Annotated in this window: 12 protein-coding genes; 3 read left to right on the forward strand and 9 right to left on the reverse strand. The window is 60.6% G+C overall.

All coding sequences use genetic code 11. From position 1 onward, the window contains the following. Nucleotides 1-29 precede the first annotated feature (29 nt). Nucleotides 30-1,982, forward strand: a complete 1,953-nt coding sequence (locus A9G06_RS05465; RefSeq protein ID WP_069554522.1) for a monovalent cation:proton antiporter family protein — start codon at nucleotides 30-32, stop codon at nucleotides 1,980-1,982. 28 nt (nucleotides 1,983-2,010) lie between these two features. Here the strand turns inward: A9G06_RS05465 and A9G06_RS05470 are convergent, their stop codons facing one another. The 4 genes from A9G06_RS05470 to A9G06_RS05485 form a co-directional block, all read right to left on the reverse strand. Continuing rightward, a complete protein-coding gene (locus A9G06_RS05470) occupies nucleotides 2,011-3,156 on the reverse strand; it encodes a patatin-like phospholipase family protein (protein WP_005347843.1) in 1,146 nt (381 codons plus the stop codon). A gap of 112 nt (nucleotides 3,157-3,268) precedes the next feature. After that, nucleotides 3,269-4,147, reverse strand: a complete 879-nt coding sequence (locus A9G06_RS05475) for an alpha/beta hydrolase (protein WP_069554523.1) — start codon at nucleotides 4,145-4,147, stop codon at nucleotides 3,269-3,271. Nucleotides 4,148-4,229: 82 nt separating this feature from the next. After that, nucleotides 4,230-4,826 (reverse strand): TetR/AcrR family transcriptional regulator, encoded by a 597-nt coding sequence (locus A9G06_RS05480; RefSeq protein ID WP_069554524.1) that lies wholly within the window; start codon nucleotides 4,824-4,826, stop codon nucleotides 4,230-4,232. Between the two features lie 113 nt (nucleotides 4,827-4,939). Beyond that, nucleotides 4,940-5,584, reverse strand: a complete 645-nt coding sequence (locus tag A9G06_RS05485; protein ID WP_005338467.1) for a response regulator transcription factor — start codon at nucleotides 5,582-5,584, stop codon at nucleotides 4,940-4,942. Nucleotides 5,585-5,755: 171 nt separating this feature from the next. On the opposite strand from A9G06_RS05485, the gene A9G06_RS05490 reads away from it, so the two are divergent. Next, the gene (locus A9G06_RS05490) at nucleotides 5,756-6,382 is read left to right on the forward strand and encodes a glutathione S-transferase N-terminal domain-containing protein (RefSeq protein ID WP_069554525.1); all 627 of its coding nucleotides are present in this window, start codon (nucleotides 5,756-5,758) and stop codon (nucleotides 6,380-6,382) included. A gap of 75 nt (nucleotides 6,383-6,457) precedes the next feature. Here A9G06_RS05490 and A9G06_RS05495 read toward each other — a convergent pair whose 3' ends face one another. The 5 genes from A9G06_RS05495 to A9G06_RS05515 form a co-directional block, all read right to left on the reverse strand. Further along, nucleotides 6,458-8,569, reverse strand: a complete 2,112-nt coding sequence (locus tag A9G06_RS05495; protein WP_069554526.1) for an alpha-amylase — start codon at nucleotides 8,567-8,569, stop codon at nucleotides 6,458-6,460. Nucleotides 8,570-8,797: 228 nt separating this feature from the next. Next, nucleotides 8,798-9,964 (reverse strand): hypothetical protein, encoded by a 1,167-nt coding sequence (locus A9G06_RS05500; RefSeq protein WP_069554527.1) that lies wholly within the window; start codon nucleotides 9,962-9,964, stop codon nucleotides 8,798-8,800. Next, nucleotides 9,964-10,335, reverse strand: coding sequence for a GtrA family protein (locus A9G06_RS05505; RefSeq protein ID WP_005338463.1), 372 nt, complete (start codon nucleotides 10,333-10,335; stop codon nucleotides 9,964-9,966). The genes A9G06_RS05500 and A9G06_RS05505 overlap by 1 nt, the downstream gene beginning before the upstream one ends. Continuing rightward, complete coding sequence (locus tag A9G06_RS05510) at nucleotides 10,332-11,351, reverse strand: glycosyltransferase family 2 protein (protein ID WP_069554528.1); 1,020 nt, start codon at nucleotides 11,349-11,351, stop codon at nucleotides 10,332-10,334. The genes A9G06_RS05505 and A9G06_RS05510 overlap by 4 nt, the downstream gene beginning before the upstream one ends. Nucleotides 11,352-11,404: 53 nt before the next feature. Next, entirely contained in the window at nucleotides 11,405-11,950 is a 546-nt protein-coding gene (locus A9G06_RS05515; RefSeq protein WP_069554529.1) for a hypothetical protein, read from the reverse strand. Between the two features lie 316 nt (nucleotides 11,951-12,266). Here A9G06_RS05515 and A9G06_RS05520 point away from each other — a divergent pair, with 316 nt between their 5' ends. Continuing rightward, entirely contained in the window at nucleotides 12,267-13,031 is a 765-nt protein-coding gene (locus tag A9G06_RS05520) for an ABC transporter substrate-binding protein (protein WP_069554530.1), read from the forward strand. The last annotated feature ends 47 nt before the right edge of the window (nucleotides 13,032-13,078 follow it).

Raw genomic sequence — 13,078 nt, forward strand, 5'->3', positions numbered from 1 at the left:
AGCTTAAGTCGATAAAAGGAGAGGAAAATTTGTACACCGACCTGTTGATCCTGCTGTTCGCCGCCGTCCTGCTGGTGGCAACTTTCCGGCGCCTCGGCTTGCCGGTGATCCTCGCCTACCTGATTGCCGGCGTCTTGCTCGGCCCCCATGGGCTGGCGGTGATCACCGGCCAGTCGATCATGCAGACCATTGCCGAGCTCGGGATCGTCTTTTTGATGTTCTCGCTGGGGCTGGAGTTCTCCCTGCCAAAATTGCTGGCGATGCGCCGGTTGGTGCTGGGGGTCGGGATGTTGCAGGTGCTGCTCACGTCACTGCTCTTTTTCGCCATCGGCTGGTGGTGGGGGTTGGGTCTGGCGCAGTCGCTGGTGGTGGCGGGAACGTTGGCACTCTCCTCGACGGCTGTGGTGATCAAGCAGCTCGGCGAGCAGAAGCAGCTCCATACCCGCCGCGCCCAGCTGGGGGTGAGCGTGCTGCTGTTTCAGGATCTGGCGGTGGTGCCCCTGCTGGTGATGATCCCTATCCTCGCCCAGCCGGAAGTGCAGGGCAGCGCCCTGGCCGCCGAGATCGCCTGGGCCACCCTCAAGGGGTTGTTTGCTCTCTTTACTCTGCTGGCGGTGGGCAAGTGGTTGCTGCCGCTGCTGTTTCACGAGGTGGCGCGAGCCCGCTCCGACGAGTTGTTCGTGCTGAGTGCCCTGCTGGTGGCGTTGCTCGCTGCTTTCATGACCCATTCGCTCGGGTTGTCGATGGCGCTGGGGGCGTTTCTGGCGGGGATGATGCTGGGGGAGTCCCACTACCGTCATCAGCTGGAGGTAGACATCAAGCCCTTTCGCGACGTGCTGATGGGGCTCTTTTTTATCACCATCGGCATGGCCATGGATTGGGAGCTGGTGGCGCGGGCATGGTGGCAGGTGCTGATCTGCGTGGTGTTGCTGGTGCTGTGCAAATCCCTGCTGGTGCTGCTGGCCGGGCGGCTGATGGGGGAGCGCAAGCGCGACAGCATGGCCGCCGGTATCATGCTGAGTCAGGTGGGGGAGTTTGGCTTTGTGTTGCTGGCACTGGCGCTGCACCACGGCTTGCTGGATCAGCAACTGGTCTCCCTGCTGATCGGCATCGGCATCATCTCCATCGCCATGACCCCCTGGCTGGTGACTCAGGCCCATTCGTTGGCTCGCAGCCTGACCGATCCGGCGCTGCTGACCCGCTCCGAGGTGGCCCAGTCGGGCCTGAGCAAAAACCAGCACGTCATCATTGCCGGGTTTGGCCGGGCGGGGCAGACCTGTGCCCGCTTTCTCAAGATAGAGGAAATCCCCTTTCTGGCCCTCGACCTTGACCCCGAGCGAGTGAGCGAGGCCAAGCTGGCGGGGGAGCAGGTGGCCTTCGGCGATGCCAGCCGCCGCGATATTCTACTGGCCGCCGGTCTGCTGCGGGCACGGCTGGTGATCATTACCTTCGATGACCGCAAGCGGGTGGAGGCGATGCTGGCGCTGATCCGCGAACTGGCGGGGGATCTCAAGGTGCTGGTGCGTACCCGGGATGACAGTTTTCTGGAGCAGTACAAGCAGGCGGGGGCGTTTGAGGTGATCCCTGAATCCCAGGAGGGGGCCCTGATGCTGGTCTCCCATCTGCTGCTCAACTGCGATATCCCGATCGGTCGGGTGATCCGCCGGATGGAGCTGGAGCGCGGCAGTCAGTATCGCTTCCTGCACGGCTTCTACTGGGGGGATCAGAGTGCCAGCAATCTGGAGGCAGATCAGCTGCTTGAACGCCTCCATCCGCTGTTGCTGCACGATCAGGCGTGGGCGGTGGGCCATGAAGTGCGCGAGCTGCCACTTGATGAGGTGCGGATCAAGGAGGTGCAGCGCGGCGATCAGAGTCTGGAGCCCAGACCCGAGCTGGTGCTGGCGGCTGGCGATCGGCTGATCCTGTTTGGCACCGTGGTGGCCATGGAGCAGGCGGAGCAGCGTTTGCTGGAGGGGCGCTGAGTTCCCTCGGACTCATCGGCCGCGCCCTTTATTCCCGCTCTTTTGGTAGCCCTTCGATATCGAGGAAGGCGACGACCCGCTCCCGCTCCCTCAGGGTGTCCTGATAGCCCAGCTTGATCAGTTGCTGGCAATAACCCGGATAGAACATCAGAAAGCTGGCCAGACTGCTGGTCTCATCCCCCTTCACGCCCAGTACCCGCAACAGGCGGCGCAACTTTAGCGGCAGTTTGCGCAGGTAGGCCAGCGCGATGGTGTCGAGATCCTGACTCGGTTTCAGCACGCAGGTCTCCACCCGCTTCAGCTTGAGGCGGTTGCGTTCCCGCTCCGGGATCAGATCCAGAGTCTGGTTGATGCGCCATAGCCGCTCCAGATCGGAGTTGAGGGTGTCGGTAAAGACGGTATCGAGCAGATGGCTGGCGATATTGGAGCTGGTGAGATGGCCGTGATGATGGGTCGGCGCCGAGTGGGCCGGCGGATCCAGGGTGATCAGCAGGATCCGCTCCGCCCCCAGATGGATGGCGGGGCTGAGTGGGCTCAGCTGGTGGATGGAACCGTCGCCGTAGAACTTCTCGCCGATCCGGGTGGCCGGAAAGACAAAGGGGAGCGCCGAGGAGGCGAGCAGGTGCTCCGATGTAAGCACGGTGCGTACCCCGCGCCGTCTGGCTCGCTCCCAAGGATGATGGTCGGCCCGCCCCTGAAAGAAGGTGGTGGAGAGGCCGTCATCGTAATCCGACGCCGTGATGGCCAGCGCCTCCAGACTGCCGTAGAGGATGTTGTCATCAATGCGGTGATAGTCGATGAGTTGATCCAGCAGGCGGTGCAGCGGCGCGTTGTCAAAGAGGTGAAAGGCGTGGTTGGTGTGGGGATTTATCAGCCCCGCCGACCCTTCGTACATCAGCCGCCACAGCAGTCGGCCGGGGTGAAAATCGAAGATGTGGTGAGTCTCGAAACGGCGCCAGACCCACTCCAGTTTGCGCACCCCCAGATGGAAGCAGGAGGCGTAGCAGGCAAGCGCGGTGACATTGATGGCCCCCGCCGAGGTGCCACACAGGATGGGAAAAGGGATGCCAAGATTGCGCGGGTAGAGCTCCGCAATCGCTTTGAGGGCGCCGACCTGATAGGCGGCGCGAGCACCGCCACCGGTGAGCAACAACGCTGTATTGGGTCTGGCCATATGCTGGCGCCTTATTGTGTGCTGACAAGAATGTTCCCACTGACAAGTTAACTATAAGGCGCTGTATCAAATATAAAAACGGGCGCTGGCCCGTTTTTTTCATGGCCCCATGTCAAAGGGCGCGGTGAGGATTTTCCGGTCGCGCCAGCTGATCGAAGGCGGCGAATACCGGGGCGCTGGCGAGGATGCGACCGTGGCCCAGTCCCCGGGTGCTCACCAGCCGGGTATGACCATCCTGACTGGCCCGCAAGGAGTCGCTATGGGGGGCGAATCTGTCCTCCTCGTCATGCACGATTATTGCCGCACCGTTGCGACTGGCGAGGCGACCCAGCGGATCGACCGTGCTCAAGGGGTGCTGGTACTCCTGCTCAATCTCCTTGACCACCGCATCGAACAGCCGGATGGAGTAGCCGGAGCGTGCCACCATGCCGTAGAGCTGGGGCACATAGTCGAGCACCGGCGAAATCAACAGCAGCGGCAGGGTATCGATACCCGGCTGACGGCTGGAGAGGGTGACGGCGCCCCCCATGCTGTGGGCGATAACCCCATGGACAGGGCCCACTTCAGTGGCCAGCCGGGCGGCCAGCTCGTCGAAGGCGCGTACGAAGCGGGGCAGGTGGCCTGTGTTGCCTGCGCTCTGGCCGTGGGCCGGATGATCGTAGGCAATGGCGGTGAAACCCTGCGCGGCGATATGGCTCATCAGCGGATAGAACTGGCTGGCGCTGCCGGACCAGCCGTGCACCAGTAGCCACAGCGGCCCCTGACCGAGCCGATAGCTCATCAATACCCCTTCGCTGGTATGGACGGCCTGCTTCACCAGGCCCGCTGGCTCGTGGCCATTCCGCTGGTTGCGCTGGGGGGTGAGCAGCAACTTGCTGGCGGTGCGCTTGGCATGGGTGGGGGCGAGTCTGTGGTGCAACCGGGTGCCGATCCCCAGCAGCCATTTGCTCGGGCTGAAGCGGCGGGTGTTGAAGTAGATCTTGCTGCTCATGGTCATCCTGTGGTTTTTATGTGCGAACGGTCGTGCTTTTTTGTTGGTTTTTAAAAATTCGTGTTGAACGGATGCCAAAACATCAGCGCCAGCTGCTCAGCAGAGCGTCCACCTCGGGCCAGAAGTGGCGGGCCTGATCCTGACACAGTTCGAGATCGTTGAACACCTGATCCGCCAGATAGAGGCCATAGAGGCGGTAAACGGCGCGCCAGGAATCCATCTCCCGTCGCCACTCACCAGCGGCCTGCCCCTGCATCACCTGACGGGCCAGATAGTCGAGCCAGAAGCGCACCAGTTGCCGGGCGGCTTGCTGCACGGGGCTCTTTTGCTCATGGCCATCCTGCACCGAGGTCCAGGCGTCGAGAAACATGCAGCGTCCGGCGAAGCAGTGGTTCCACGCCTGCCAGGCGCGCAGCAGGGCGATCAGCTTGTCGTGCTGGCTCTGGTGCTCCTGCTGGCGTACCGGCTGGATCACCCGCAGCCGGAACACCTCGGCGGCGTACTCCAGCACGGCGATCTGCAGGTTGTCGCGGGATTGAAAGTGGGCAAACAGGCCGCTTTTCGACATCTCGCAGGCGCTGGCCAGCGAGCCGATGGTCAGGCTCTCCAGCCCTTGCTGGCTCGCCTGCTCAAAGGCGGTCTGCAAAATGGTTTCCCGGGTCAGGCGCCCTTTACTCATCCTTCTCTCCTCGTTGGCGCTGGCAGCATAAAGTACGATCGTGCTAATTGTCGAGCAACAAATAGCCAGCATGGCTGGCTATCTCATCTGGCCTGTGTCGCCGCGTTCGGGGCTCAGCTCTCCTTGATATCGAGCTGTTGCAGGGCGATAACCGCCTGAGTGCGGTTTTTGACCCCCAGTTTTCTGAAGATGGCGGTGATATGGGCCTTGATGGTGGCTTCGGAGACGTTGAGCTCCCAGGCGATCTGTTTGTTGAGGCTGCCATCGCGCAGCATGATCAGTACCTTGTACTGCTGGGGGGTGAGGCTGGCCAGCTTGCTGGCGAAATCGGGGCCATCTTCCGATTCGGGATGGAGCGAGATGCCTTCCGGCACCCAGTTATCCCCCCCGATCACCGTATTGAGGGCATTGACCAGCTCCTTCATCGGCACCGACTTGGGAATAAAGCCGAGCGCGCCGAGCCGCAACACCTGCTGGATGATGGCCGCATCTTCCGAGGCGGAGACCACCACGATGGGCAGGTCGGGATATTGGCCACGCAGGTGGGCCAGCCCCTCGAAGCCATTGGCTCCGGGCATTTTGAGATCGAGCAGCAACAGGTCAACCTCGGGGTGCTCGCCGAGCAGGCTGGTCAGGCTGTCGATGGAGTCCGCTTCCAGCAATTGAGCATCGTTGATGGCCATGTGCACCGCTTGGTAGAGGGCGCCCCGAAACAGGGGGTGGTCATCTGCGATGACGATGGTAAATTGGCTGTCCATATTTCGGTTAATGGCTCACATTGTTGCTAACTGATTGTTTTGAAAAATCAAACTAGCATCGCTCACCAAGAGGGTCAAACCCGCCGGTGCGCAAATGTGAAGCGACCATCGGATGTTTTGCCATCAAGGGCAGACCGGCTGGTCGCAGGCAACTCATGCAGGAGGCAACAGATGGGTTCCTTGGTATTGGCGGTGGGCACCGGCTCCACCTGGGCGATGCGGGCGGCACTGGTGCTCGCCATGAGCGGGCTGACGTGGCAGGAGCAGGTGTTCGATCTGGAGGATGCCAGGTCGCTGGCGCGGCTCAAGCGGCTGGCACCGGCCGGTCTGGTGCCCTGGCTCGAACACGATGGCGTGCGGGTTCACGACTCGCTGGCCATTGCCGAATATGTTCACGAGCTCTGTCCCGACCGCCAGCTCTATCCCGTTTCGCTGGCCGAGCGGGCACTGGCTCGCAGCCTCTGCGCCGAGTTGCACGCTGGATGTCGGCAGATCCGTTCTCTGCTCCCCTTCTTTCTTGGGGCGCCAACCCGTATCGATCCCCCGGTGGAGGCGGTCGGTGAGCTGGCCCGTTTGCAGGAGATCTGGTCGCAGACGCGGGGCCCCTTCTACTTTGGCGAGGCGGGCATTGTCGACGCCTTCTATGCGGTGATGGCCTATCGGCTGGCCAGCTACGGCATCCTGTTGCCCGGTCAGGCCGGAGCCTATCAGCAGGCGCTGCTCTCTTGGCCTCTGTGGCAGGAGACCCTGCTCAAGGCGCGGTTGCAGTGGCCGGTGGCGGCGCGCCAGTCACAGTGAACCTTGGCAGATAGATAAACGAGAGAGGAGAGCCAGTGGCTCCCCTCTCTGTTGCTGGTGAATGTGGCTCAAGAGTTACTTCTGCCGACCGGCAAAGACCACCACCACCTTGTCATCCCCCTTCTCCCGCACGAAGGCGTAGGGAGCATCCGAGAGTTTCTGGTGACTGCCTGCTGCAATAGCCGGATGGGCTGCGCGGAACTGGCCCAGTTGCTGCCAGTGCTTGACCAGCTCAGCCTTGTCTCCGCTAGCCAGATCCTGCCAGTTCATATCCGAGCGCAGCGCCTGATCGAACACCCCGCCATCCTTGGCCAGCCCCCGGCCGGACTCGTCGCCGTAGTAGAGCTGGATGCCGCCCGGCAGCAGCATAAAGCTGTTGGCGACCCGGCGCTGTAGCGGCACATCCTGATAGTCGCCAAAGAACAGCTTGGTGTCGTGGGAGCTGATGTAGCTCAACACGTTGAACTCGGGATCCTGATTGATGCGGCTGGCGTAGCTGGCATAGGTGGGCTCGGCGCTGGCCATGCACTGGGCCTGTGACAGTGCGAACTCGCGCTGATAGTCGAAGTTGATCAGGGAATCGAAACCGTTCTGATACCAGAAATCCTTGGCCACCCCGTGATCCCACACCTCGCCCACCATGTAGAAGGGCTGATCGTCGAGGGCCTTGTCCGGGTTGGCGGCTTTCCACTCCTTGAGCGCAGCGGTGCCTGCATGCTTGAGCTTGGCCCACACTTCGGGCTCCAGATGCTTGACTGTGTCGGCGCGGAAGCCGTCGATACCAAAGCGGCGCACCCAGTCGGTGTGCCAGGCGATCAGGTAGTCACTCACGGTAGCGTCGGGCAGCGCCTTGGCGAGGGTATCTTTTTTCGCGGCCAGCAACGGCGGCAGCCCTACCGGTTTGGTCGATTCGGTGAGAAAGTCCGGCAGCCCTGCCACCGAACCGGCCACATCGTCGGTGCCGGGCTGCGGGTAGCCGGGCAGACCGGCGCGCACCCAGTCACCACTCCACCACTTGTTCCACGCGGGTGATTGATAGTCGATGAACTGGTTGTAGCCATGCCAGTTGAGGCCGCCGCTCGGGTGCCACTGGTTCCAGACGGTCGGCAGCTTGTTTGTGTTCTGGGTCAGCTCGGTGAGTCCCAGATCTTGCAGATCGGCGAGGGTGGCATAACCGGCGTGGTTCATCACCACGTCGAGAATGATCCGCATGCCGCGCTTGTGGGCCTCGTCCACCAGGGTTTTCAGGCTCTCTTCATCGCCGTAGTTGGGGTCAATCTTGGTGAAGTCGAGCGCCCAGTAGCCGTGGTAGGCGTAGAAGGGGAAATTGCCCTGCTCGCCACCGCCGATAAAGCCGTGAACCTGCTCCACCATGGGGGTGATCCAGATGGCGTTCATGCCGAGGCTCTTGATGTAGTCGAGCTTCTCGGTCAGCCCCTTGAAGTCGCCGCCGTGCCAGGTGGCCACCTCATCCTGACCATCCTTCTGGCGGCCGAAACTGTGGTCGTTGGCGGGATCGCCGTTGTGGAAGCGATCGGTCAGCAGGAAATAGACGCTCGCCTGATCCCAGCTGAACGGTGCTGACTTGGCTGCCTTGACCGGCTCGAGCAGCAGCAGGCCGCCGCTCTCTTTGCTCGGGGTCAGGGTCAGTTTGCCCTGTTTGACCACCGCCTCCTGTTTCGAGTAGGCATCCCTCAGTCGGGTACCGTCGGGCCAGACCCCTTTGAGCGATACGGTGACCGGGCCGCCATCCCAGCTGATGCAGGGCTCTTGTGGTGGCTGGCGTTTGAACTCGCTCTTCTTGGTCGCCCGCAGCACCTTGAGGCTGGGGGTATCCGGGTTGAAGGTGAACTGATACTCCCCGGCCAGCATCACCCGCAGGGTAAAGCTCTGATCCTTGCTGCATTTGTCCATGGGTTGGGCGGTGCCGAAGGGAAGCGGCTTGCTCTCGCTCGGGCCAAAGCTGGTGCCGCAACTGTTGCCTGCGTCGCTGATGCGGATCTGGTGGCTCCCCTTGGCAAGGGGATGGGTCAGCTCCACCGTGCCGTTGTCCAGCGCGATCGGGGCCGCTACCGGTTGACCATCCACATAGAGGCGAACCTCGGGGGCGGCCATCGCCTGCTGGGTGAACAGAGGGGCGGCCAGCAGGGCGAGCCAGAGAGGGGATAAGTGATGAGCACGACGCATAAGCCATTCCTTGAGCAGGGCAGTTCGGACAAGGGCCCATTCTAGGAGCAGCAAAGAGTGCCTTGGATCGGCAAAATGCCGATTTGTGACATCAGTTCAAATGGTTACGTTTTCAAGCCGAGGAAAGTGTGACGGGGAAGTGGTGGGATGCTCTGTCGATATAAATGGCGCCTATAAAAAATGCCGGTCAGGTGACCGGCATTTGGTGTATCAGGCATCGTCGTCACATCAGACGGTGAAGAACTTGAAGTTGACGAAGGCCACCGCGATGAAGGAGGCAACCATACCGCTGATACAGAGCACTGCTGGGCGGATGGCGGGCCAGCGATGGGTCAGCAGAATGATGGCCAGCAGGGTCGGGTAGAGCCCGAACATATAGCGCGGCATGGCGTTGAGGCCGGTCATCAGCGGGATGGTGCAGCAGATGAACATCAGGGTCGCTTCAGCCCAGCGCTTCTGGCTGAACAGGTAGCCGTTCAGGCACCAGCCGAAGATCACCATGATGGAGAGGTAAGCCTTGCGGCCGCCCAGCTCGAAACCGCTTAGCCACCAGTCCAGCGGGCTGTCCATATAGCGACCCCAAGCCACCTGAATGTGCTTGAAGGCAAAGGCATCGCCGGTCAGGTGATAGAGGTAGACCATGTAGGCAAACAGGCCAAAGGGGATCATCCAGAGGGTGAACACCACCTTGAAGGCGCGCTCGGTAAAGCGGAAAAATTCACGCCAGCCGTAAGCCTGCAGCGCCAGGATCAGCACCGGGAAGACCATCATCACCCCCAGGTTGCGGGTGGCGGAGATACAGACCCCCAGCACGGCCACCATCAGCCACTGCTCCCGATAGGCGAACAGGAACATCCCTAGCATCAGCGCCATAAAGGTCGACTCGGTATAGCCGGAGACGAAGTAGGCGGAGAAGGGGGAGAAGGCGAGCAGCCATACGCCGAAGCGGGCGGTATCGTCACCCAGTTTGAGCTGACGCAGCACCAGCAGCATCAGCGGCAGGCTGGCGAAGAAGGAGGCGTTGGCCACAATGATAAGGCCGATCAGGCTCTCGACATTGAACAGGTTGGAGATGGCACCGGAGACCATCGGGTAGAGCGGCATAAAGGCCCAGTTGGCCGCATTGCCCTTGCTCAGCCAGCGCGGGTAGAGGTCGTAGCCGTTCTCGATAATGCGCTGGAACCAGACGCAGTCGAACTGGCAATAGGCCTGCAGCGGACCGATGTCGGGGGAGCCGTAGAGCTGGACACCGAAGTAACCCATGCCATACAGCGCCACCCGGCTCAGTATGAAGGCGGCGATGATCATCAGCCAGTCACGACCGCTGATGCGCAGTGACGGGCGATAGGGGAGTGCAGCCCCGGTTAGCGGGGCAGTATTGGTCATATCATTCATCAGGCAAAAACCCAGACGCGAGAGAGAACGTAAGTGAGGACGGTAACGGTCAGGGTGGCGATGACCACCGGCAGCAGACCGGAGAGCCCCGCAAACAGCAGGCCGCTCAGGATCAGGTTACGCACCGCCAGCGAGAAGAGGGCGACCAGCAGAAACTTGCTGGCGGCTCCCTGCTTCTGGAAGGTGATGTAGCGGTGACCAAAGAAGGAGAACCAGAACGCGATGGCAAAAGCCAGCGTGGTAACCAGGTGCTCCGAGATGGTGGGCCAGGTATGAAACAGTGCGATGGAGGTGCCAAGGTCGACGAGGGTTGCCCCCCCGCCGACAAAACCGAAACGTACCAGCCGCCAGAATTCCTCGCGGGAGATCATTGAGGCGCTTGCTCCTGCTGCTCTTGCGGGTTGCTGTCAGCCCTCTGCGGTTTGGCCGCATCCTGCTTGGCATACTGGCCATAGACCCCTTCAATGAGGTAGACCGGGCGCTGTTTCACTTCCACGAACATGCGGCCGATATACTCGCCGATGATACCGAGTGACAGCAGCTGGATACCGCCGAGGAACAGCACCACCGACATCAGAGAGGCATAACCCGGTACGTCGATACCGAAGAAGAGCACCTGGGTGATGATTTTCAGGATGTAGAGGAAGGCGACCAGAGAGACGCTCACGCCCACATAGCTCCACACCCGCAGCGGCCAGCTGGAGAAGCTGAGCAGACCGTCGAGGGCGAAGTTCCACAGTTTCCAGTAGTTGAACTTGGTCTCGCCGGCATGACGGGCAGGGCGCTCGTAGGGAACGCCAACGGCACGGAAACCGGCCCAGGCAAACAGCCCCTTCATGAAGCGGTTGCGCTCCGGCAGCAGTTTGATCGCCTCCACCACCTTGCGGTCGATCAGACGGAAGTCACCGGCGTTCTCCGGCAGCTTGGTGCTGGTGGAGAGGGCGTTGAAGAAGCGGTAGAAGCCGCCGGCAGTCAGACGTTTCATCGGGGTATCGGCGCTGCGATCGACGCGGATGCCGTAGACGGTGTCGTAGTCACCGGTCTGCCACAGTTTGACGAACTCCAGGATCAGGGCGGGAGGATCCTGCAGATCCACGTCCATCGGCACGATGGCGTCCCCTTTGGCCTGATGCAGACCGGCGGTGAGGGCTGCCTCTTTACCGAAGTTGCGGGCCAGGTTGACCAGGGTTACGCGGGGATCGCGGGCGATGGCCTGCTCGACCACTTCACGGGTGCGATCACGGCTGCCATCGTTGACGAATACAATTTCAAGCTGGTCTTTCAGCGGGGCCAGTTCGTTGTCTATCGCGTTGATGAAGGCATCGATGCTCTCTTCCTCGTTGTAAACGGGAACGACCAGAGAGAGTCGAAAATCTGGATACGACATAAGAACGTCCTTATTGGATAGTAGTTTTTATAAAACGGTGTTCAGGGCAAATATCACTGGGCAACGGTCAGGCGCACTGATTGAACGTTGATGGGGGTTGGTGCCGAGAGCGCCAGAAAATTGGGGCGCTTGGGATCTGCGGTGAGTGAATCCCCCGGCAGACTGAGGCGGATTTCGTTAATCCCGGCCTTGGCCAGTTTGACCGTGGTGGTAAAGTCGTGACCGAGCGCCACCTGCAGCAGAGCCCCCGCTTGCGGGCTGTTGACGCGAGCGTGGATGGTCAGCTCTTCCGGATTGGCGGCCTGCTTGGGCAGCACGAAGTAGAGGCCGCCTTTGCCGCTCAGCTGGGTGCCTTCTTCGCTCGGCTTTTTAGCCCAGCCTTCGCTCGACAGGAAACGGCTCGGCTTGGTGAGGTTGAGCTCGTTGCCCGGCTGATAGGTCATGCTGGAGTTGTGTTCCCAGAAGCGGGTCTTGCCTTCCAGATAATAGAGTTTGTAGGCCAGGCTCACGTTGGGGTGAGCAGCCAGATAGAGGGTGTAAAGATAAAAACCGCTTAACGCCAGAATGGCAGTCAAAAAACCGAACTTTTTGTACGTCATATCACTCTCTATGCCTGACAGAATGGGTAGGCCGATGTCGCGCATATGCTAATCCAATTGCAAAAAAAGCATAGTGGATCACAAAAAAATATTTGGTCACATATTAACCCCTTTTTACCCCTGTTCCAAACGTTGCTGTTTCCCGGTTAAACAGGTCTGACGGGGCGCAGGTTGCCAGTAGCGCTCCGGCAGGGCGTTTGGCAAATAGACGTGCTTTGCTGCGTCATTTTCTAGCGGATGCGATTGTCATCTGGCCTCTATCGCCATTTTGCAGGGGGCGATTTATGATGACTCACCTATTCGTCAAGGATGACATATGAAGTGGATCTCTTGCTGTCTGTTGCTTGGATTATGGGTGCCAATGGCATTGGCCAGGGCCCTGTGTCCCGAGCCTATTCAGGTCGGTTACGATAACTGGCCCCCCTACCATTATTACGAAGCCGATTCACCGCAACAGGTGCGCGGTTATGCCGCCGAGGTGCTGACGGCTGTACTCACTTCCATGCACTGCAAGGTCAACTATGTGGAGTTGCCCTGGAAGCGGGTACTTCACGAAATGGAGTATGGCGAGATAGACATGGCGATGGAAGCGAACATCAATGATGAGCGCGCCCGTTATGCCTGGTTTTCCGACTCCTACAACCCGGGGCGCACCTTGCTGTGGGTCCGCAAGGGCCGCCACTACCCCGAGCAGGATCTGGCGAGCTGGCTGGCCAGTGGTTACTCCCTCGGTGTCACCAAAGAGTACTTCTATGGTGATGAAGTGATGTCGCTGCTCGCTCGCTATGCCAAACAGGTGAGTGCGGTGAGCGACCAGCAGAATTATGAGAAGCTGGCCCGCGGGCGGATCGACGGTTTCCTCGGTGACATGTTGGCTACCCCCAGCGCCCTCAACAAGGAGGGGATGAGCGGTCTGTTCACCAGTCACCCCATGGTGGTATCTGAATCGCCGAGCTTCTTTATGTTGGGCAAGCGCAGCTTTTCGCCGCAGTTCTTGCAACAATTCAATCAGGCGTTGGCGCGGTTCAAGGAGACAGATGCGTATGACATTATCTGGCAGCGTTATGCCCCCGGGCGCTAGCAAAGTATTGGCCGTTCACGCATCATGAGCGGCCTGAGCATCAGGTC

It is taken from the genome of Aeromonas sp. DNP9, assembly GCF_001728955.1.
In the GTDB taxonomy this organism is placed as follows: domain Bacteria; phylum Pseudomonadota; class Gammaproteobacteria; order Enterobacterales; family Aeromonadaceae; genus Aeromonas; species Aeromonas veronii.

Coding starts and splice junctions, on each gene's coding strand:
- A9G06_RS05495 (WP_069554526.1), bottom strand. CDS start 8,569: ATGCGTCGTGCTCATCACTTATCCCCTCTCTGGCTCGCCCTGCTGGCC.
- A9G06_RS05470 (WP_005347843.1), bottom strand. CDS start 3,156: ATGGCCAGACCCAATACAGCGTTGTTGCTCACCGGTGGCGGTGCTCGC.
- A9G06_RS05520 (WP_069554530.1), top strand. CDS start 12,267: ATGAAGTGGATCTCTTGCTGTCTGTTGCTTGGATTATGGGTGCCAATG.
- A9G06_RS05490 (WP_069554525.1), top strand. CDS start 5,756: ATGGGTTCCTTGGTATTGGCGGTGGGCACCGGCTCCACCTGGGCGATG.
- A9G06_RS05510 (WP_069554528.1), bottom strand. CDS start 11,351: ATGTCGTATCCAGATTTTCGACTCTCTCTGGTCGTTCCCGTTTACAAC.
- A9G06_RS05505 (WP_005338463.1), bottom strand. CDS start 10,335: ATGATCTCCCGCGAGGAATTCTGGCGGCTGGTACGTTTCGGTTTTGTC.
- A9G06_RS05475 (WP_069554523.1), bottom strand. CDS start 4,147: ATGAGCAGCAAGATCTACTTCAACACCCGCCGCTTCAGCCCGAGCAAA.
- A9G06_RS05485 (WP_005338467.1), bottom strand. CDS start 5,584: ATGGACAGCCAATTTACCATCGTCATCGCAGATGACCACCCCCTGTTT.
- A9G06_RS05480 (WP_069554524.1), bottom strand. CDS start 4,826: ATGAGTAAAGGGCGCCTGACCCGGGAAACCATTTTGCAGACCGCCTTT.
- A9G06_RS05500 (WP_069554527.1), bottom strand. CDS start 9,964: ATGAATGATATGACCAATACTGCCCCGCTAACCGGGGCTGCACTCCCC.
- A9G06_RS05515 (WP_069554529.1), bottom strand. CDS start 11,950: ATGACGTACAAAAAGTTCGGTTTTTTGACTGCCATTCTGGCGTTAAGC.